This window comes from Paraburkholderia youngii (assembly GCF_013366925.1).
Lineage (GTDB): Bacteria > Pseudomonadota > Gammaproteobacteria > Burkholderiales > Burkholderiaceae > Paraburkholderia > Paraburkholderia youngii.
Window position 1 is genome coordinate 410992 of record NZ_JAALDK010000002.1, and the last position, 20238, is coordinate 431229.

At 64.3% G+C, this 20238-nt stretch carries 18 protein-coding genes and 4 pseudogenes; 12 read left to right on the plus strand and 10 right to left on the minus strand.

Going from position 1 to position 20238, the window contains the following annotated elements:
* Positions 1-9: 9 nt before the first annotated feature.
* From relB to G5S42_RS33180, 3 genes are all read right to left on the minus strand, one after another.
* Positions 10-276, minus strand: coding sequence for a type II toxin-antitoxin system RelB family anti-toxin (gene relB, locus G5S42_RS33170; RefSeq protein ID WP_176111014.1), 267 nt, complete (start codon positions 274-276; stop codon positions 10-12).
* A gap of 163 nt (positions 277-439) precedes the next feature.
* Positions 440-1414: a cysteine synthase A gene (locus tag G5S42_RS33175; RefSeq protein ID WP_176111015.1), complete on the minus strand. Its 975-nt coding sequence runs from the start codon at positions 1412-1414 to the stop codon at positions 440-442.
* A 142-nt stretch (positions 1415-1556) separates the two neighbouring features.
* Positions 1557-2585, minus strand: a complete 1029-nt coding sequence (locus G5S42_RS33180; protein ID WP_176111016.1) for a pyridoxal-phosphate-dependent aminotransferase family protein — start codon at positions 2583-2585, stop codon at positions 1557-1559.
* 393 nt (positions 2586-2978) lie between these two features.
* Between G5S42_RS33180 and G5S42_RS33185 the strand changes: the two genes are divergently transcribed.
* The 6 genes and pseudogenes from G5S42_RS33185 (at position 2979) to G5S42_RS33210 (ending at position 8526) form a co-directional block, all read left to right on the plus strand.
* Positions 2979-3938 carry an AraC family transcriptional regulator gene (locus G5S42_RS33185; RefSeq protein WP_176111017.1) on the plus strand — a complete coding sequence of 320 codons (960 nt, stop codon included), beginning with the start codon at positions 2979-2981 and terminating at the stop codon, positions 3936-3938.
* A gap of 116 nt (positions 3939-4054) precedes the next feature.
* The gene (locus G5S42_RS33190; protein ID WP_176111946.1) at positions 4055-4621 is read left to right on the plus strand and encodes a carboxymuconolactone decarboxylase family protein; all 567 of its coding nucleotides are present in this window, start codon (positions 4055-4057) and stop codon (positions 4619-4621) included.
* Positions 4594-5709 (plus strand): acyl-CoA dehydrogenase family protein, encoded by a 1116-nt coding sequence (locus tag G5S42_RS33195; protein WP_176111018.1) that lies wholly within the window; start codon positions 4594-4596, stop codon positions 5707-5709. The genes G5S42_RS33190 and G5S42_RS33195 overlap by 28 nt, the downstream gene beginning before the upstream one ends.
* The gene (locus G5S42_RS33200) at positions 5706-6500 is read left to right on the plus strand and encodes an ABC transporter ATP-binding protein (protein WP_176111019.1); all 795 of its coding nucleotides are present in this window, start codon (positions 5706-5708) and stop codon (positions 6498-6500) included. Before G5S42_RS33195 ends, G5S42_RS33200 begins: the two co-directional genes overlap by 4 nt.
* 10 nt (positions 6501-6510) lie before the next feature.
* A pseudogene (locus G5S42_RS33205) lies at positions 6511-7700 on the plus strand (ABC transporter substrate-binding protein).
* Positions 7666-8526 carry an ABC transporter permease gene (locus G5S42_RS33210; protein WP_176111020.1) on the plus strand — a complete coding sequence of 287 codons (861 nt, stop codon included), beginning with the start codon at positions 7666-7668 and terminating at the stop codon, positions 8524-8526. The pseudogene G5S42_RS33205 and the gene G5S42_RS33210 overlap by 35 nt, the downstream one beginning before the upstream one ends.
* 100 nt (positions 8527-8626) lie before the next feature.
* Here G5S42_RS33210 and G5S42_RS45860 read toward each other — a convergent pair.
* Positions 8627-8758 (minus strand): annotated as a pseudogene (locus G5S42_RS45860) (ATP-binding cassette domain-containing protein); the annotation flags it as partial.
* 238 nt (positions 8759-8996) lie between these two features.
* Here G5S42_RS45860 and G5S42_RS33220 point away from each other — a divergent pair.
* The 5 genes from G5S42_RS33220 (at position 8997) to G5S42_RS33240 (ending at position 14169) form a co-directional block, all read left to right on the plus strand.
* A complete protein-coding gene (locus G5S42_RS33220) occupies positions 8997-10091 on the plus strand; it encodes an ABC transporter substrate-binding protein (RefSeq protein WP_376777040.1) in 1095 nt (364 codons plus the stop codon).
* Positions 10092-10158: 67 nt separating this feature from the next.
* Positions 10159-10980 (plus strand): ABC transporter permease, encoded by an 822-nt coding sequence (locus G5S42_RS33225; protein ID WP_176111948.1) that lies wholly within the window; start codon positions 10159-10161, stop codon positions 10978-10980.
* A 23-nt stretch (positions 10981-11003) separates the two neighbouring features.
* A complete protein-coding gene (locus tag G5S42_RS33230; RefSeq protein ID WP_176111021.1) occupies positions 11004-11903 on the plus strand; it encodes an ABC transporter permease in 900 nt (299 codons plus the stop codon).
* Between the two features lie 43 nt (positions 11904-11946).
* Positions 11947-12732, plus strand: a complete 786-nt coding sequence (locus tag G5S42_RS33235; RefSeq protein WP_176111022.1) for an ABC transporter ATP-binding protein — start codon at positions 11947-11949, stop codon at positions 12730-12732.
* 84 nt (positions 12733-12816) lie between these two features.
* A complete protein-coding gene (locus G5S42_RS33240) occupies positions 12817-14169 on the plus strand; it encodes an LLM class flavin-dependent oxidoreductase (protein ID WP_176111949.1) in 1353 nt (450 codons plus the stop codon).
* Between the two features lie 57 nt (positions 14170-14226).
* Here G5S42_RS33240 and G5S42_RS33245 read toward each other — a convergent pair.
* Together G5S42_RS33245 and G5S42_RS44565 are read right to left on the minus strand one after the other, a co-directional pair.
* Positions 14227-14361: pseudogene (locus G5S42_RS33245) on the minus strand (c-type cytochrome); the annotation flags it as partial.
* Positions 14355-14478 (minus strand): annotated as a pseudogene (locus G5S42_RS44565) (sulfite dehydrogenase); the annotation flags it as partial. The pseudogenes G5S42_RS44565 and G5S42_RS33245, both read right to left, overlap by 7 nt.
* Positions 14479-14564: 86 nt before the next feature.
* On the opposite strand from G5S42_RS44565, the gene G5S42_RS33250 reads away from it, so the two are divergent.
* Positions 14565-15161 (plus strand): nitroreductase family protein, encoded by a 597-nt coding sequence (locus G5S42_RS33250; protein WP_176111023.1) that lies wholly within the window; start codon positions 14565-14567, stop codon positions 15159-15161.
* 86 nt (positions 15162-15247) lie between these two features.
* On the opposite strand, the gene G5S42_RS33255 is transcribed toward G5S42_RS33250, so the two are convergent.
* From G5S42_RS33255 to G5S42_RS33270, 4 genes are all read right to left on the minus strand, one after another.
* Complete coding sequence (locus G5S42_RS33255; RefSeq protein ID WP_176111024.1) at positions 15248-16195, minus strand: TauD/TfdA dioxygenase family protein; 948 nt, start codon at positions 16193-16195, stop codon at positions 15248-15250.
* 123 nt (positions 16196-16318) lie between these two features.
* Complete coding sequence (locus tag G5S42_RS33260; RefSeq protein WP_176111025.1) at positions 16319-17752, minus strand: NAD(P)-binding domain-containing protein; 1434 nt, start codon at positions 17750-17752, stop codon at positions 16319-16321.
* Between the two features lies 1 nt (position 17753).
* Positions 17754-18590: a transporter substrate-binding domain-containing protein gene (locus G5S42_RS33265; protein ID WP_176111026.1), complete on the minus strand. Its 837-nt coding sequence runs from the start codon at positions 18588-18590 to the stop codon at positions 17754-17756.
* A complete protein-coding gene (locus G5S42_RS33270) occupies positions 18587-20230 on the minus strand; it encodes a rhodanese-like domain-containing protein (RefSeq protein WP_176111027.1) in 1644 nt (547 codons plus the stop codon). Before G5S42_RS33270 ends, G5S42_RS33265 begins: the two co-directional genes overlap by 4 nt.
* Positions 20231-20238 lie beyond the last annotated feature (8 nt).

Sequence of the window (20238 nt, forward strand, 5' to 3'; positions counted from 1 at the left end):
CGAAGCGCCTCAGTTGGGCAGCGCGGATTCGCCGAGCGGAGCCAGCGGTTTTTGTAACCTCGCATCCTGCTGCGCGAGCAGTTCCGCCGCCGTCAAGCCAAACGCACGCGCCAGCCTGTCTATCGTATCAAGCGATGCGACAACGGTGCCCCGTTCGACTTTGCTGACGTATGAGCGACTCAACCCCGCCAATTCTGCGAGCTGCTCCTGGGACCATGCACGCGCCGCGCGCAGATCCCGCACTGCGAGGCCAAACTCTTTTACAAGGGTCCTCACGGCGAAACCCTTGTCGTACTGACCGCCTCGGCCGATTTCACCCCGGAGCCGTTCACGCTATAGAAGAAATTCTGCAATGTTTAGTAGGACATGGAATTCGCGATGGGAAAGACCACGCGAATAACCCGACAGCGATTGCGCCGAAAACTCGACCACCGCCCGGTCAGGCCGCAACCAGCCCCCGTTCCTTGAGCCACTCGGGATTGAAAAGACGGGCACGGTAAAGCTCACCGCGGTCGCACAGCAGTGTGACGATCGTATGGCCCGGGCCCATTTCGCGGGCAAGCATGACGGCGGCCGCCACGTTGATACCCGTCGAGCCGCCCACGTAGAGGCCTTCTTCCCGCAGCAACCGGTAGACCATCGTGACGCAGGACTGGTCATCGATCCGGCAGGCGTCGTCGATCGGCGTGCCCTCGAGATTTGCAGTGACGCGGCTGGAGCCGATTCCCTCGGTAATCGAACTGCCTTCCACCTGGATTTCGCCCGTCTTCACGAAGCTGTACAAGCCGCTGCCGTGCGGGTCCGCCAGAACGATCCGCACGGCAGGGTTCTTTTCCTTGAGGAAGCGTGCCACTCCGGCGAGCGTACCGCCCGTGCCTGTGGCACAGACGAACGCATCGACCGTGCCGGCGGTATCCCGCCATACTTCAGGCCCCGTCGTCTCGTAGTGCGCCTTGCGGTTGGCGAGGTTATCGAACTGATTCGCCCAGATCGCGCCGTCGAGTTCTTCAGCGAGCCTCCCGGCGATCTTCTGGTAATTGTTCGGATCTTTGTACGGGGCAGCCGGCACCGCGCGAACCTCGGCGCCCAGCACGCGCAAGAGCTCCATTTTCGCGGGTGACTGCGTGTCCGGAATGACGATCACGCAGCGATAGCCGCGCGCCGCGCAGATATGGGCAAGGCCGATGCCGGTATTGCCAGCCGTGCCCTCGACAACGGTGCCTCCTGGCCCGAGTTCGCCCCGCTGCTCGGCGTCCTCGATGATGGAGAGCGCCGCGCGGTCCTTGACCGAACCGCCGGGATTCATGAACTCCGCCTTGCCGAGAATCTCGCAGCCGGTCTCCTCGCTGAGCCGCGCGAGCCTGATGAGCGGCGTGCCACCGACGCACCCGACAAAACCGTTACAGACGCGCATGGCTTCCCTCCCAACTCCGCACCTGATAACACACCCCTACCACACAGGAAGGATAGACGATGACCCCATGCCCTTCCCAGGGCGTTTCGTTTCGTTCCGCGTGCGCGCCGCCCGCAGTCTTGACAGTTTCACAGATCTTCGGTCAACGCCCAAACGCCACGACGTTCGAGCGGACCGAATCCGCGTTCGCGTTCAGACCGGTGTGATTGAGACGCACGATGTGCCCAGCGACGTCGCCGACCCCGGGCGCGAGTTCTCCACCGTAACGCAAAGCTTGTGCGATCAGTTCCTGACCGTCGACGCCACGCGGCACCGGGGCCGACGTGACAAGCGCTGAAGCGGCGTCGTCGCACGCGATCCACGGCGATACGCCGAGCGCCCGCAGCGCCGACCGAGTCGCGCGCGAGGCCTGCTGATGACGTTCGATCACGCGCTCAATGCCCTCGGCTTCGATACGGTCGAGCGCCGCTTCCAGGGCCCAGAATTCCAGCGCCGACGGTGTCCCCGGCAACCCGGGCCGTCCACGGTCCAGCCAGTCTCGTTTGAGCGCCGCCAAGGATAGACTCGAAGGCGCAAAGTCGGGCATCTTTGCGATGTGGTCCAGGGCGCGTTGACCGAGTACGACAGCCGACACACCGGCTGGACCTGCTAGCGCCTTTTGCGGGCCGATTACCGCGATATCGATTCCGAGTCCATCCACGTCGATGACATGCCCACCGATTGACGCGACGGCATCGACGGCGAAAAGAGCATGACGCGATTTTGCGAGCGCAGCCAATTGCGCGAGCGGATTCAATGCGCCGCTGGACGACTCCGCGTGAACAGCCGCTAAGATATCGACATGCTCCAGCGTCTCAAGGCAGTTCGCGACGGCGGATGACTCGACGGGTTGTCTCATTGTCGCCGCCACATCGTGAACGATCGCCCCGCCCCGCCGCAACCAGCCGCCAAACCATCTGCCGTAGGGACTCGTCACGACATTGACGGCTACGATCCGCTGCCTCGCGATACTTGCGGCAACGGCTTCGAGCGCGAGCACCGCCTCGGCCTGAACGAACAGGACGTCGGCAGCCCTCTTCAGCAAGCGTTTGATGCGCTCGGCCAGCAGCGCATAGCCATGATCCGGATAACGGGGCACATCTACGAGCCAATACCGATCGAATGTTTGCATTGCTTGAATTCCGCGCTAAAAGGATGGCTTCTCTTATCGGTTCCCAGCGCCCGTCAAGATCACCCATCTCCGACAGGTGGAGAGGAACAGTCTACGTATATCGGGTTGCCAGTGACGCTCCAGTTACGATCGCTTTGGGACAATTTCAGTTAGTTTCCAGCCATACAGGCGAAGTCTGCACAAAGTCAAATCGTGTACATCTCCATCGTGGATCTGATCCATCACGGTCTCCCAGCACGTGACCCAATAACCACGGCTCGGCGCACACTCCGGAAGTGCTCGCATGCGCCCCCGGCGGCAGCACGGGAATATGCTTTCAACGAATTGTTCTTTTGAGCGGCGTGGTGCATGCCCTTAGCATGCTTAGGTCGAACTTACCATCATGGCATCGGAATGTCCGCGCAAACAGACAAGGTCGTTCACTGGCTGCTATCGAGCCTGGAACCTAGAAGCGAACTCTTTCATGTCGGGCAGTATTGTGGCGACTGGCAAGCGTCGACCGCCGGTCGTGCGAAGGCCAGCTTTCATATCGTCCTGCACGGTTCGATGTGGCTTCACTTCGCTGATGGTCGCGAGAGCATTCCGGTATCCGAAGGTGAAGCGGTCTTTCTGCTGCGCGATGTACCGCACTGGCTCTCGCCCGACCCGATCAATCCGAAGGTCGGGACCGTCGCAGGCGATCAGCCGATCGAGCGCCGCGGGACAATGCAGCCGCTCGACGAGTCAATAAGCGGTAGCGTCGGGCTGGCCTGCGGCTTCGTCGAATTCCAGTCAGTAGTCTCGCGCGCCATAGTCTCGCTTTTCCCGGAAATTCTGATCGTGCAGCACGGCGACGACGCCTATCGGGGTATCCACGGCCTGTTCGATCTCATTCGCGTCGAAGGTCAGCGCGGCATCGACGAGCCCTCGCCGCTGATCGACCGGCTCGTCGAACTGCTGCTGTTCTACGCGGTGCGGGACGCCGCGCATCACGACACCGTCACTAGTGGACTCGCGGCCCTCATGCAGCGGACAGGCTTCAGCACGCTCGTTGCCACGATTATCGAATCTCCCGGCGACGCCTGGACGACAGACTCAATGGCTGCGTTCGCCAATATGTCGCGCACGGCCTTCTACAAGCACTTTAGCGAAGCGTCGGGGCATCCGCCGATGCAGTTCGTCACTCTGATTCGCATGCGTCTCGCGGCAGATCTGTTGCAGCAGGGCTTGCCGATCTCGCGCGCCGGCGAAATGGTCGGCTACCAGTCCGAATCAGCGTTTGCCCACGCCTTCAAACGCACGATGGGCACGCAGCCCGGCGCATGGCGTCGGCAGCGCGACGGCTTGTCGCAGTCGGTCGCTCGCCTGCACTAGCGGAACTCGAACGCCCCGTTTCTCGGGACAAACGCACAGGAATCGCGAACGCTCGCGCATTGTCCGTGACCGGGGCAGCCTCGACAATGATCTCACTGCTTCTCCTGGAGAAACCTGTGAGCCGTCTTCCCCTGCAAACCGTTGAAAGTGCCCCCGGTGCAAGTCAGCCATTCCTCGAAAAGTCGCTGCGCGCGAATGGCTTCCTGCCAAACCTGGTTCGCTCGCTCGCGAATGCGCCGGTCGCCCTCGAAACCTATCTGACCGTCTCCGAAATCAACAGCCGTTCGGGTCTAACATTCGCCGAACGCGAAGCAGTCCAGATCACCGCAGCCGCCATTCATGGTTGCAGCTTCTGCGTGGCCGGGCACACCGCCGCGGCGCTGAAAAAAGCCAACGTCGATCGTGCCGACGTCGACGCGCTGCGCGACGGCAAGCCGATCACGGATGCACGGCTGGCCGCCGTGGCCGGTTTAACGCGCGCAGTGATCGCCACGCGCGGTGCAGTTGCTGATGACGCGCTTTCAGCATTCCTCGCAGCCGGCTTCACCGAAGCGAATGCCCTTGAGGTCGTGCTCGGAGTAAGTCTCGCGACGCTGTGCAATTTCGCGAACAATCTTGCACGCAATGAACTCAACCCCGAACTGGCGGCTTACAGATGGGAACCTCAGACACAGGCCGCTTAATAGCGCCAGCCCTCGACGCATCGCTCGTCGACTGGCTCGACTCGCATGCCACGCGACTCGACACGGGCACTGACCTGAACGCTGATGTCGTGCCGCGCCTCGCGTCCGCCGGGCTGTTCCGGATCGGCGTGCCGGCTACGCTCGGTGGTTCGGGTGGAACGACGATGGACGCCATCGCAAGCATCGCCGCAGTGGCAGAGCACTCGTTGACCGCTGCGTTCGTTTTCTGGGGGCAGCGGAGTTTCATCGAGTATCTGCTGCAAAGCCCCAATGCCGACCTGCGCAAGCGTTTGTTGTCGCCGCTGCTCGACGGCACGCTTGCAGGTGCGAGCGGCCTGTCGAACGCGATGAAGTACCTGTCCGGGATTGAATCGCTTCAGATCGAAGCGGCGCAGGACACCCATACCGCCAGGAACTGGCGGCTAACGGGCAAGATGGCCTGGGTGACAAACCTGCGGGCCGAGCAGTTCGTCGTGGCCGCAGCCGTGTCGTATCGCGATGGTCGCCCTTCCGCGATTTTCGCCATCCCGAACGACGCGCCCGGCTTCACGCGCAGCGCGGATCTCGACCTGATTGCGCTGCGTGGCAGCAACACGGCCGCATTGCTCCTCGAGAATGTGCCGAGCAGTGCCGACTGGCTGATCCACCCGGACGCACAGGAATTCCTGCCAGCGGTTCGTGCCGCATTCCTTGGATTGCAGTGCGGTCTCTCGATCGGACTCGCGCGGCGCTCGCTTGCCGAGGCGCGGCGCGCGGCGGAAACGACACGCAGCATTCTCGGACCAGAGGTGCAAGGGTGCGTAGAGGGGCTGACAACCGCATGTAGCCTTCTCTCGTCTGGCATCGCTGATGGAAGTCTTCGGGCGCGACCGAACCGGCTGTTCGAGCTGCGCATCGAGATTGCCGCGTTGGTGGCAAACGCGGTGAACCTCGAACTGGAGGCGAGCGGCGGGCGCGGATATTTGCGCGATGCCGGACTCGGCTTTGATCGCCAGTGGCGCGAAGCGGCGTTTATTCCGATCGTCACGCCGAGCGTAGTCCAGTTGAAGGCTCAGCTTGCCAGGCAGGCACGGAGTATCGCAGCGTGACGCGCCCGACGCTTCACGCGCAGGCGCTAACGCTCGGCTATGGCCAGCCGGGTCGGACGGAGGTGCTGGCCGGCGTTTCGCTCTCTATCGAGACGGGGGAAGTGGTCGCGCTTCTCGGGCCGAGCGGCTCAGGCAAGTCGACGCTGTTAAGGGCGCTCGCAGGCCTCGTGCGCCCATCGTCGGGCTCGGTGTCGGTCGAGGGCGCGTTGCTCAATGGCCCGCATCCCAAGGTCGCGCTCGCGTTTCAGGACCCCTGTCTGCTGCCGTGGCTTTCGGCCGGGAAGAATGTCGGTTTCGGGCTCACGTTCGCGCACCAGGATCGCCTGACGCGACTCGAACGCGCGGAGCGCGTCCGCTCCGCGCTGCACGCGGTCGGCCTGGAATACGCCGCGGCGCTCCGACCGTCGCAACTCTCCGGTGGCATGGCGCAGCGCGTCGCACTCGCGCGTGCGCTTGCGCGTCAGCCTCGCGTCCTGCTGCTCGACGAGCCCTTCTCCGCGCTCGATGAGGTGACGCGTGCGGCGATGCAACAGTTGCTGGTGCGGCTCGTCTCGACGCTCCGATGCGCGACCGCGCTTGTGACCCACGATATCGACGAGGCGCTGCTCGTGGCCGATCGCATTCTGCTGCTCGGATCGCACGGCCGCTTTGTCGGTACATGGCACGTCAATGTCCCGCATCCGCGCGACGAATTTGTCGGTGAACTCGGCGCGATGCGCATCGACATCCTGAGATCTCTGCGCGCCGACATGATGCGCCCCCGCGCATCCAACAGCTATCCCCTGACCTGACTGCCGACCCATGTGCCAAATACCCATGTCCCGCCGCGAATGGCTGAAGCTTGCGGCGCTATTCACCGCCACGGGCGCAGCGCCCCTGCTCCCAGTCTGAGCGCGCGAGCCGCGACGGAGCCTGACGCGCCCGTTCGCATCGGCTATCTGCCGATCACCGATGCTGCGCCACTGCTGGTCGCGCACAATAACGGTTACTTCGAGTCCGAGGGACTTGCGGTCGAGCAGCCGAAGCTCTTGCGCAGTTGGGCGCAACTGGTCGAGGCATTCCTCTCCGGCCAGGTCAACGTCGTGCATCTGCTCGCACCGATGACCGTATGGGCGCGATACGGCAGCCGTGCGCCGGCGAAGGTCGTCGCGTGGAACCATGTCAACGGTTCGGGGTTGACGGTCGCGCCCGAGGTCAATTCGCTGCACGATCTCGGTGGCAAGACCGTTGCGATCCCCTTCTGGTACTCCATTCACAACGTCGTGCTGCAGGACATGCTGCGTCAGCAGGGTCTCACGCCGGTTCTCAAGCGCAGCGGCGCGCCCGCTGCGAACGAGGTCAATCTCGTGGTCATGGCGCCGTCCGACATGCCGCCCGCGCTCGCGTCGCGTCAGCTCGCCGGATACGTCGTCGCCGAGCCGTTCAACGCGACGGCGGAACTGCTGAAAATTGGCAAGATACTTCGCTTCACGGGCGATGTCTGGAAGAACCACGCGTGCTGCGTCGTGTTCATGCATGAAGCCGACCTGACGCAACGCCCCGGCTGGTCGCAGAAGGTCGTCAACGCGATCGTGAAGGCGCAATTGTGGGCACGCACTCGTCCGCAGGAAACCGCGCAATTGCTCTCGAAGGACGGTACGCACCGTTACACGCCGCATACGCTTGCGGCACTGGACCGCGTGTTGGTCCCGTCGACGACGCTCGATGACACCTATCGGGCAAGTGGCGCAATCCGCCATGTCGACTGGCATGAGAAACGGATCGACTTCCAGCCGTATCCGTTTCCAAGCTACACCGAGGCGCTCGTTCGTCGCCTGAAGAACACGGTCGTCGACGGTGACAGCAGGTTCCTTTCGTCGCTCGACCCCACGTTCGCGGCGAACGATCTTGTCGACGACCGGTTCGTGCGCAGAAGCATCGAGCTGGCCGGTGGCCTCTCCGCATTCGGGCTCCAGGATGCATTCAACCGCGAGGAGACCATCATTGTCTGACGCGATTTCCGGCATCGATCGCAGCGCCCCCGCACGCGGAACGGCACCCAGGCGCGACACGGGTCGCGCCGTGACTTCTCGCGCAGTCTGGCTCGGTGCCGCAGGCCTCGCCGCGACGCTCGTCATCTGGTGGGTCGCGACTCACGCGATGACCGGGCCCGGCTCGCTTGGCCGACAGTTTGCGCCGGATAGCGCGTTTGCGAGCCTGCCGTCGCTGTTCTCGGAGGACCACCTGGCCGAGCACGCGCTCGTCAGTCTGCGGCGCGTCGGCACTGGACTCGGGCTGGCCCTGTTGGTAGGAGTCCCGCTCGGGATTCTGATCGGCCGCGTGCAATCGCTCGAGCATACGCTGTCGCCGACTTTCCAGTTTTTGCGCATGGTGTCGCCGCTGTCATGGATGCCGCTCGCGGTGATGTCAGTCGGTATCGGAGACCGCGCAATCTATTTCCTGCTGGGTTTCGCCGCCTTGTGGCCGGTTCTGATGAGCACGGCCGCTGGCGTCGCGCAGATCGACCGGCGGTGGCTGCGGCTCGGCGAAAGTCTGGCCGCGACGCGCAGCGAACTGCTGCTGCACATCATCCTGCCCGCGATCGCCGGTCCACTTCTCAATGGCATCCGGCTCGCGATTGGCATTCTATGGATCGTACTCGTGCCGGCCGAGATGCTTGGCGTCAGCGCCGGACTCGGCTACCTGATCCTCGATACGCGGGACCGGCTCGCCTATTCCGAGCTAACCGCGGTCATTCTCGTGATCGGTGCGCTCGGCTTCGCGCTCGACGGCATCGCCCGGCTTCTGGCGCGAGCACTGCTCAGATCAGATCGCTAGCGTTTCCGCATTCGCGTGCAGTCCTGCGCCAGGTGCAATCTATGGATATATCAAATACTTCTATGGCCCCCCGTTTTTCGGGCCGTATCTGAACATCGGCCTCGGGCGACGGCGCCAGCGCCCAGGCAATCGCCACGCGCTGCTGCTGTCCGCCCGACAGCGTGGCGGGCCACGCATCGGCCTTGTGTGCGATGCCAACTTTCGTCAGCAGCGCGCTGGCCCGAGTTTCAGCCACTTGATCAGCACTCCGGCACGCAAGCCGAAACAACATCCGCCCCAGCGATCATCCTCGCTATGGAACGTCCTCAAGCCGCTCTGCGACACGCATCCGTCCGGTCCAGCGCCACCTCGTGGAAACAGAAAAGCACGGCCGCGCATATCCATAGCTGCAATGCTTCCTTGTTCTTAGGAGATGCGTCGACAAGAATTAGCACTCCACGACCACGCCGCGCTGCGCATCGTCCCGATCCATGGCTAATCGAATCCCACGAAACTTTCTGCGTACGCTCTCCCTGGTGAAATCCGCATTGCTCGCCGCCGCACTGGCATTCACGGTGTCCCAGGCGCACGCAGACAAACCTGCAGTGATCCGCATCGGCGTCGCGCAGCAGGGCGCAGGCGACCCACCGACCTTCGGCGGCTCGCCCGCCGCCACCGTGCAGCAGCTTCAACTGCTCGAAAAAGAATTCGCCGCCGACGGCATCAAGGTCGAATGGCTGTTCTTCAAGGGCGCGGGCCCCGCGGTCAACGAAGCGATCGCCGACAAGTCGCTCGACTTCGCGTTTCAGGGCGATCTGCCGTCCGTGCTCGGCCGCGCGAACGGATTAAAGACGCGCATCCTGCTCGAATCGGGTGTGCGTGTCGGCGTGAAGTTCGCCGTGCCGCCCGACTCGCCCGTGCAGAACATCAAGGATCTGAAGGGTCGCCGTGTGTCGATTTTTCGCGGCACCAACTTGCAGCTCGTCGCCGACAACGTGCTCGCCGCCAACCAGCTCGACGAGCGCGATCTGCGCGTGATCAATCTGGATTCGGCCAGCTCGCTCGCGGCGCTGTCGTCCAAAGGTATCGATGCGTCGGTCAACGACTATCACGTCTACAAGCTGCGCGACCAGGGTCTCGCGAAGATCGTCTACGAATCGCAGACGGCCGGTCCGCAGTTCACGCGGCAATCGCACCTGCTCGTGCTCGATGATTTCGACCGCGCGCATACCGACATCGTGCAACGCGTCGTCAACGTGTTCGTCAAAGGCGCGCAATGGTCGTCCGATGAAGCGAACCGCGACGCGCTGTTCAAGCTCTGGGCGAAGAGCGGCGTCAGCTACGCCTCGTGGCAGGCCGAGTTCGCGAACCAGCCACTGAAGTCGCGCAACTCGCCGCTCATCGATCCGTTCATCGTCGCGCGCTACAAGGCCGTGGCCGGCGATGCGCTGAAGCTCAAGCTGATCCGCCAGCCCGTCGACGTCGACGGCTGGTTCGAGCCGCGCTATCTCGACAACGCGTTGCACAGCCAGTCGCTCGACCACTACTGGACGCGCTACGACGCGCAAGGCAAACCCCTCGGCTGACCGGAGATCGACGATGAGCAAGGTGCTTGGCGAATGGTCCCCGGCCGCGGCGCACGCACCGGCGCGCATGGCGAATGAAGCGAAGGCGAAGGCGACGCCGAAGGCCAATCTGCAGCGGCGTGCGCGGGCCTTCGGTTGGCATCTCGCGCCTTGGCTGCTGCCCGCCGCGCTGTTCGCGCTGTGGAGCCTCGGTTGCGAACGTGGGTGGATCGCGCCGCAAATCCTGCCGCCGCCGCAGATGGTGTTCGACACGCTGTGCGACCTCGCGCGCAGCGGCGACCTTGCGCACCATACGTTCGTGAGCCTGCAGCGCGTGCTGCTGGGTTTCGGCGCAGGCACGCTGGCTGGTTTCGTCATCGGCGCGGCGCTCGGTCTATCGCGGACCATTGAATCGTATGTTTTGCCGGGCTTCAATGCGCTCGTGCAGATTCCCGTGCTCGGCTGGCTGCCGTTCCTGCTGCTGCTCGTCGGTGTCGGCGAGCCGCTCAAGTACATTCTGATCGCGCATGCCGCGCTCGTGCCCGTCACGCTGAGCACGATGCAGGGCTTTCGCCAGACGCCCGCCGCACTCGACGAAGTCGCGCGCGTGTTCGGCTATGGCCGCTGGCAGCGCATCGCCTACGTGGTGCTACCCGCCGCCGTGCCGACGCTCGCCACCGGCGTGCGGCTCGCCTTCACGAAAGCGTGGCTCGCGCTGGTCGTCGTCGAACTGGTGGCGTCCTCGGAAGGGCTCGGCTATCTGATCGTCAATGGGCGCCAGCTCTTTCAACTCGACCTGGTCATGGCGTCCGTCGTGATCGTCGGCGCGATCGGCTTTGCGATCAACCGTCTGCTCGATGCGTTCGAAGCACGGCTGCGGCGCGGCCAACCTTCGGCGTTTCGCGAGTAGGCGCTTCGTTTCGGGACTCTGTCATGTCACTCACTGCTGCTTCCGAGGCGCTGCGCCGCTTCTTCGAGCCACGGCGAAGCGCTCCGCCGCCATGCAGTTGCGAAGCCCCTGCCCGGCCGACTCGCGTGGCAGCGCTCAGGAGCCGTCTTAGCGCCTTCAACTGGCGCGGGCTCGTCCTGCCGCTCGCAGTGTTCGCGCTGTGGTGGCTCGCCTCGGCGTTGCACCTCGTCAAGAGCGGCCTGCTGGTGAGCCCCGCCGAGGTCGCGCATACCTCGTGGCAGCAGATCGAGAGCGGCGCGTTGCTGCGCGCGCTGTCGGCTTCTTTGGCGCGCGAGGCTAGCGGCTTCGTGATCGGCACCGCAGGCGGCCTCGTGCTCGGTTCGGCGCTCGGGCTCTCGCGCGTCGCAGCGCGACTGATCGGACCGACGTTCGATACGTTCAAGCAGATCTCGCTGTTCGCGTGGATCCCATTGATCTCCGTCTGGTTCGGCCTCGGCGACATGGCGAAAGTCGTGTTCCTGTCGCTCGCGGCGCTGCTGCCCGTCGCGGCCCATACCTGTGACGGCATACACGCGGTGCCGCGTCGCTATGTCGAGGTTGCGCGCGCGTTGCGCTACTCGCGCATCCAGCTGATCCTCTACGTGATCCTGCCCGCCGCGTTGCCGACGATTTTCACCGGTCTCTATCTGGGGCTCATCTATTCGTGGCTCGCGACTCTCGGCGCCGAATATCTGCTCGTCGCGGGCAGCGGCATCGGCAATACGCTGATCGACGGCAGCGAGCAGTTCAGGATGGATCTCGTGCTGTTCGGCGTCGGCGTCGTCGGACTGACGGGCTGGGCGCTCAATGCGCTCGCCCGCGGCCTCGAGCGGCGCGTGATGGCGCGCCGCAGCGGTGCGCCGAGGGAACGCGCGGTCGCTTGAGGCGGCTCATCAGTCAAGCGGCTCATTAACAGGAAGCGAACTCATGACCACCACGGTTTCCGAAGGCATCCGCATTCGCAGTGTCAGCAAACGTTATGCGCGCCAACGCGATGCGGACGACGACCTGCTGGTGCTCGACGATATCTCACTCGACATCGCGGCCGGCGAATTCATCAGCGTGCTCGGCGCCAGCGGCTGCGGCAAGTCCACCCTGCTACGGCTCGTCGCCGGACTCGACGCCGACTATCGCGGCGAGATCAGCGTCGACGGCGAGCGCGTGCGTGATACGTCGCTCGAACGTGGCATCGTGTTTCAGGATCACCGGCTGTTTCCGTGGCTCACGGCATCGCAGAACATTCTCGCCGCACTGCGCAACGCGCCGCTGTCGCCGCAGCACAAGCGCGACGCGGTGGCCGAGCACGTCGCGCTCGTCGGCCTGCAAGGCTTCGAGAACGCGTATCCGCATGAGCTCTCGGGCGGCATGGCGCAGCGCGTGGCGATCGCGCGCGGACTCGTGAATCGCCCGCGCGTGCTATTGCTCGACGAACCGTTCGGCGCGCTCGACGCCCTCACGCGCGCGCGTCTCCAAAACGAGCTGCAACGGATCTGGGAAAGCGAACGCATCACGATGATCCTCGTCACGCACGACGTCGACGAAGCGATCCATCTCGGCGATCGCGTAGTGACGATGGCGCCGCGCCCTGGCCGCATCAAGCGCGTTACGCATGTCGGCGTGCCGCGGCCGCGCGATCGCAGTGACCCGCGTTTCGTGCAATTGCGCGAGCAGATCCTCGCGGATTTCTCCGAGCGCACCGAAAACGCCGGCTGACGTCCGCACCGATCGAGACCATCTTTCCTCGAAGTCCATCACAAGGAGCGAGCAGTGAGCGCAGCATCACATCACAAACGACAGATGAGCCTCGGTGCCTTCCTGATGGAGACGGGCCATCACATCGCCGCGTGGCGTCATCCCGACACGCATGCGGCGGGTGGCCTCGACTTCGCGCACTACGCGCAGCTCGCACGCATTGCCGAGCGGGCGAAGTTCGACGCCATCTTTTTCGCGGACAGCGTCAGCGTGAGAGACACACATCTGCCGTCGCTTTCTCGCACCGCGCGCGCCGATCACTTCGAGCCGCTGACGCTGCTGTCCGCGCTGTCGGTCGTGACGGATCGCATCGGGCTGATCGCGACCGTGTCGACGAGCTTCAACGAGCCCTACAACGTCGCGCGCAAATTTGCGTCGCTCGATCATCTGAGCGGCGGCCGTTCCGGATGGAACCTCGTCACGTCGAGCACGGAAACAGAAGCGCACAACTTCAGCCGCGACAAACACCTCGATCACGCAGTGCGCTACGAGCGCGCGAAGGAGTTCTACGACGTGGTCGCGGGCCTATGGGACAGCTGGGAAGACGATGCGTTCGTGCGCGACAAGGCGAGCGGCATCTATTTCGATGCCGACAAGCTGCACGTGCTCGGCCATCGCGGCAAGCACTTCAGTGTGCGCGGACCGTTGAACGTCGCGCGTTCTCCGCAGGGCTGGCCGGTCGTCGTGCAGGCGGGCGCATCGGAAGCCGGGCGCGAGCTGGCCGCGCAAACGGCCGAGGTGATCTTCGTCGCGCATCAGACGCTCGACGAAGCGCAGCAGTTCTATCGCGACGTCAAAGGACGGCTCGCGCGCTACGGACGCTCGCCCCAGCACCTGAAGATCATGCCGGGCATCTTCCCGGTGATCGGCAAGACGCAGCAGGAAGCGCGCGACAAGTTCGACTCGTTGCAGGAGCTGATCGATCCGGTGGTCGGCCTCGCGTTGCTGTCGAACATGTCGGGTGGCATCGATCTGTCGCAGTATCCGGTCGACGGACCGGTGCCGGAGCTTCCCGAAACCAATGGCGGCAAGAGCCGGCAACGGCTGCTGCTCGACCTCGCGCGACGCGACAACCTGACGATCCGCGATCTGTATCTGCGTATCGCGGGTGCGCGCGGACATCAGCAGGTGATCGGCACGCCGCAAAGCATCGCCGACCAGTTGCAGCAATGGTTCGAAGAGGAAGGCGCGGACGGCTTCAACATCATGTCGCCGTGGCTGCCGGGCGGGCTCAGCGAATTCGTCGATACCGTCGTGCCCGAATTGCAGCGACGCGGACTTTTTCGCACCGAGTACACGGGCCGCACGCTGCGCGAGCATCTGGGGCTGTCGCGTCCAGTCAACCGCTACACACGGAAAGCGCCGGCGCACGGCGAACTCGCGGCGGCCGCTTCTTGAAGTGGACAGGGAACGCCACCGGCGCTCGGCACAATCAGCGCGCCGGCCAAACGCCTGTCACAGTCTGCCCGGCCGTGGGTCCGGCACGAAGCCATCGCGGTTGGGCATGTTGATGGCGGCCAGCGACCGGGCGTCGAGGCGCGCATCGTCCGGCACGATGCCGTTGCGATTCAAGATCCACGCGCTGAGCGCGCGGCACGGCGAATCACATTCGCTTCATGCGCCGACGGCAGTCCGTACGGGTGTTCGAGAATCGGCGCGCCGGGTGTTTTGGGTCCACGGATCGACGCTCAGCGGCTTTAGCAGGATTTGCGTTTGCTGCGACTTAAGGTTCTCACTCTGGCGCGCCTACCCCGAAAAGCGACGCGCCCCGTTTTCTTTTCAATGGCATAGACATGACCACATCGAACTCCCGTACCGCCGACCATCCGATCGACAGGCAATTTCTCGAGCGCTGGTCGCCGCGCGCGTTCACCCAGGACACGATTGCCGAATCGACGTTGCTGACTTTTCTCGAAGCGGCGCGCTGGGCGCCCTCGTCGTATAACTCGCAGCCGTGGCGCTTCGTCTATGCGCGTCGCGACACGGAGCACTGGGCGCGTTTTCTGGGCTTCCTGAACGAGTTCAACCGCAGCTGGGCACAGCATGCGGCCGCGATCCTGATCGTACTGTCGAAGCGCACGTTCACGCCACCGGGTGCGGCGACGGAAGTGCCGCTCGCGTCGCATTCGTTCGATACAGGCGCCGCGTGGGCCTATTTCGCCCTGCAGGCAAGCCTGTCGGGGTGGAAAGCGCACGGCCTTGCCGGCATCGAACGGGAGCATATCCGCGCGGAACTCGTGATCCCCGAGGACTATGCGATCGAAGCGGCGGTCGCTATCGGTCGTGCCGGCGACAAAGCTTCGTTGCCCGAGGCCCTGCAAAAGCGCGAGACGCCGAGTCCGCGCAATCCGCTGCCGACGTTCGTCGCGGAAGGCCGTTTCGCGCTCTGAGTGCTACGTTGTCGGGCCGCGTAGCCATCATCGGACCGCGCGGCCCGCGGCCAATCGAACCGGAACGCCCAACGGGCGGTCTTCGTTCAATTCAGCGCAATGGCGGCGGCCGCTCCCACCGGCGAACCTTCGAGCGACACCGACGGCCGCCCGTCCGGTCCGACCGGCACATCGCCGACCAGCGTCGTGCGATACAACTGGCGATCGAAGTCGAGATCGAAGATATCGGTCGGCGCGAGATGCGCGGTCGTGCGGTTGTCCCAGAACGCCACGCTGCCCGCTTCCCATCTGAAGCGCACCGTGAATTCCGGTCGCGTCACGTGTTCCCACAGCAGTTCGAGCAGTGCCTGGCTTTCGCGCGGCGTGACGCCGGCAATCTGCTTCAGAAACCCGGGGCTCACGTAGAGCGCGCGCTCGCTGGTCTCCGGATGCACGCGCACGAGCGGATGCTCGCTGACGAGCGCATGCTGTTCGACCGCCGACGCAAACGCTTCGGTGCCTTTCGCTCCTTGCGGCGGCACGAAGCGATGCACGCCGCGCAGACCGTCGACGAAGTTGCGCAACGGCTCGGACAGCTTTTCATAGGCGATGACGAGGTTGGTCCATTGCGTGTCGCCGCCGTAGGGCGGAATCGTGACGCCACGCAGAATCGACGCGAATGGCGGATTGACGGCCGCCGTCACATCGGTGTGCCAGCCGGTCCACGGCCGCAACAACGGCTGACCTTCGAAGCGCGTCGCCTTGCGGAACTTTGCAATCGAGTAGATCTGTGGGTAACCTTCGACGTGGCCGAACACAGGATGCCCGACCGTCAGTTCGCCGAATTGCGCGGAGAAGGCGACATGCTGCTCGTGGCTTAGAAACTGCTCGCGAAAGAACACGACGCGCCATTTCAGCAACGCGGCGCGGATCGCGTGTATCTGCTTCTGATCGAGGGGTCGGGTCAGATCGACTCCGCTGATTTCCGCGCCGATATGAGCGGACAGTGGGCTGATCTGGAGTTCGGCTTGTTCGGTGATGGGGGCTGCACTCATCATTGCTCTCCTAGGTTGCGGCCTGTGCCGCGACGTGAGTCGGGGGCTCATCGGCGAAGCGGTGGCGAACAATGCGCGCAAATGCGTCATTCGTCCACCCTTCCCTGGCCGTTCATCATGGCTTCAGGCGCTCGATGTCTCCCGGCGCCAGATGCTCGCCGCATACGCGGACTCATCGAATTCGGCGGGCACGTCCGCAGAGAGCCGCCGCTGGTGCGAATCGATATCGGCGAGAAACAGATCGCGGCTGATCCTTCGCACTACCGCGGGGATATCGCGCTTCATGCTCGGCACGTCGCCGACGGGCACGCCCGCGCTGACGAATCCGGCCGGATTGTAGACGTGGATGTCCTTCAGAAAGGGCGCCTGTCCCGCTACTTTCTGCTGGTATTCGAGTGCCTCGCCGAGATACGGATGTGCGCCGAGTTCGTCATCTGCATCGCCTTGCGGCGGTGTGAACCGGTCGCGCCACAACAGGATTTGCGAGGCAAAGCCGGCGAGCTCGGGACGCGCGGCCGGATCGATGAAATAGCCGGTTCCCGCAATCGCGAAATCGAAACGAAGCGATTCGCCCGCTGCGACGGCCTCGATCTGCCCTGCGGTTTCACGCGCGGATTCCCATTGCGTGCCCAGATGCAGATGAAAATTGTCGAAACGCGTCACGCGTTCGATCGAATCCGGCGGCGCCGTCGAGCCAGAGCGCTTGAAGCGCAACGCCTGCGCCCAACGTAGCGCGTCGGGCAGATCGAAGTAGTTGTCGTACGCACCGGGATAGGCGCGCGCGCGTGACACAGGCGTGGCCGCGAGCGACGCGCGACGCGCGAACAGATGGACCTCGGCCGCCCCCGCTTCGAGCGCGGTCGCGGCGGCATCGAACGCGGACGCGGCGCCGCCTACTACCGCGACCGACTTGCCGCGCAGCGCAACGAAGTCGATAGGATCGGATGTATGCGCGACGAACCGCGCCGGCAGTTGCGCGAGCACAGGCGGCACGAATGCGCCGCCGTTACCCGCGACGCCGTTGCACAACAGTAGCTTGCGAGCCGTTTCCACATGGGTGCTTCCGTTCACGTCCAGATGCAGACGGAAATGCGCATCCTGCGGCTCGATGCGCACGAGCCGCGTGCCGTAGCGAACGGGAATCTGCAGAAACTCGCGATACCACGCGAGATACTCCGCCCATCGTTCACGCGGAATCCGATCGATCTCCTGATAGGACGCCTCGCCGAAGCGCGCTTCGTACCATGCGCGAAAGCCCAGCCCCGGCAAACCGCCCTCCGGTCCGACGAGAATCTTCGGTGTGCGCAGCTTGTTCATGCGCGCGCGGTTCAGCCACACGCCAGCCTTCGCCGCATTCGCCGCCGCGTCGATCACGCTGACGCGGCCAATGCCCGCGCGCCGCAGCGCAAATGCGAACGCGCACCCCGTCTGCCCGCCGCCCACGATAAAGACGTCGTGATCGATGCCGGGCCGCTCGGGCACCCAGTTATCGGGCGCAGGTCCGAGCAGTTCGAGCGTTCGGCGTGCGTCGCGGTCCACATCGGCAATCTGTGTCATATCATTTTTCCTTGTTGGCGGCGTATTGCTGATGCCAATCGAGCAACTGTTTTGAAGGCGGCATGTGCCATTTGTTGCCTTCATCGATCAGGAAGCCGGTGTTGTGCCAGTCCTTGACGATCTTGTCGAAGGCGGCAATGGTGTCCGTCTGCCCTTTGCGAACCCAGATCACCGAAGGCGATGGAATCAGTTGTGTCGGCATCGGCGACTCATAGTCCTTCCACTCGCCCGTGGTACTCGCAATGCGCGCCTGAATACCCGGCGTCACATGAACCGATGCGACACAGGTCCCGCCTCGAAGCGCGAGCAGAGCTTCGGGCATGCCCTTGAAGGCTTTGACCTGCGCACCGAATTGTTCTATCAGCGGCTTCGTGTAGTTGCTGCCTTGCGAAACGCACACCGGCCTGTCGCGCAGATCTTTCCAATCGTGGATGCCCGACCCTTTGTGCACCATCGCGCTGCCGCCAATCTCTTCGAAGGGCGTCGGCACATAGCCGAGGATTTCGTCGCGCTCTTTCGTGTACTGCATGCTGGCGATCAACGCGTCGACCTTGCCCTGCTGCAGGAACTGCACGCGGTTGGGCGGCGTCACTTCGACCGCCTCGAACTTCACGCCGAGATGATTCGCGAGGCTCTCGGCCAGTTCGACGTTGTAGCCGACGGGTTTGCGTGTCGCCGGATCGAGCGTGCCATAGGTGCCGTCGAGCACAACGCCTACGACCAGCGTGCCGCGCGCCTTGATATGGTCGAGCGTTGCGTCGGCGCGGGCGACCCCGCTCACAGCGGCAGCCGAAAACACCGCGGCCAGCAGCGCGCGTTTCGATCTCCCGGCGATCATGAATGAACCGCCTCGGCAAGCGTGCCCGCATCGGACGCTTGCGGGTCGAAGCGAAACTGTTGAAGCTCGTCCGGCGCGCACTGCGCGATCAGGCCGGTTTCCCACGCGAGATAGGCGCGCGCCGCATCGAGATTGCCTTCGTGGCGGTCATGCACGAAGAACAGATAGTCGATGCGCTCGCTATCCGCCGGCGCTTGCGGTGATGCCTCGATCGCATAGCCAGCTTGCCTGAACGTATCGATACCGTCTTTCGCAATCGATACCTGACCGATGCCCGCCTCACGCAGGTCGAGCGCCGCCAGCGCGGCTAGCGACCGCGACTCCGCCAGCAACACGATCCGCTGCGACGGAGCCACCTCCGCGAGCGCCGCAAGCAATCGCGGACGGATCGACCACTGCGCCCGCTCGGGATGCCCACTGCGATAGGCGGCGCTCGAGCGCAGGTCGAGCACATGCACACCTTCGGCGCCGCGCAACTTGCGCAGTCCGTCCGCATCGATCAGTTGTTCTTCAACGGCGCCATGCGCGGCGGCTTGCGGCGCGAGACGCCGCAATGCGTGCGCATCACGGGCCGCGACCAGCGCGGTTTCAAGGCCCAGTTGCACCAGCCAGGCCGCAATGACGGGCGCGCGTGTGCCGTCGTAGTCGACCAGCAGCACGCGTGCACGGCGTACGCCGATGGTCTGGTCCGTCGCCTGAAGCAGTTGACCGCCGGGCGCGTGCACGGCGGCCGGCACGCCGTCATGCGCGAATTCAGCGGCGCTGCGGATGTCGAGCAGATAGGTGGTGCGCTCGACCGCGTCGAGCCATGCCTGCGCTGCCTGCACGTCGAGCGTGGTCACGGCGAAACGTGCGGCGAGTGCCGTTGCACGCTCACGCGCTTCGCTCGATACAGCTTCTTCGATCGTATCCGGATAGCGCCGCGTGCTGCCATGTTCGAGTTGCAGACCTGCCAGCGCCCAGCCTTGCGTGCCGTTTTCGAGCGCGACGACCGGATTCGGCACGCCCAGACTGCGCAACACCTGCGCGCCGATGATGCTGCGCGTACGGCCCGCGCAATGGATCACGACCGGCGTGCGAGCGTCTGCCGCCAACGCACCGAAGCGATAGGCCAATTCGCCGTTGGGGCAGCTCACCGCGCCCGGTATCGTCATCTTCGTGTGCTCTTCGACGGTGCGTCCGTCGAGCAGAATCAGCGGCGCGCGTTCCGCCTGCAATCGGGCGAGCTCGGCGGCCGAAATGTGCGGCGTCCCGTACGCATGCTCGACGAGTTCGCCAAAGGTCTTCGACGGCACGTTCACGCCCTTGAACAGCGTGTAACCGGCCGCGGCCCAACCGCGCGCACCGTCCTTCAGAACGGACAACCGCGTGTAGCCCAATGCATGAAGCCGCCGTGCCGCGCGCCGTGCTATTGCTTGGTCGTCCGTGCCGGCATCGAGCAGGACGATGCGTACATCACGCCGTGGCGCGAGTCGGCCGATATCGAGTTCAAGCCGGCTATACGGCAGCGGAACCGCGAAGAACGGATGGCCCTCGCCGAACTCGCCGGCTTCTCGCACGTCGAAAAGCGCGATCTCGTCGTTGTCGTTCAACCATTCGCGCACGGTGGTCGCGGGGATCAGCGAAAAAATGTCTGCCATTGGAAGTC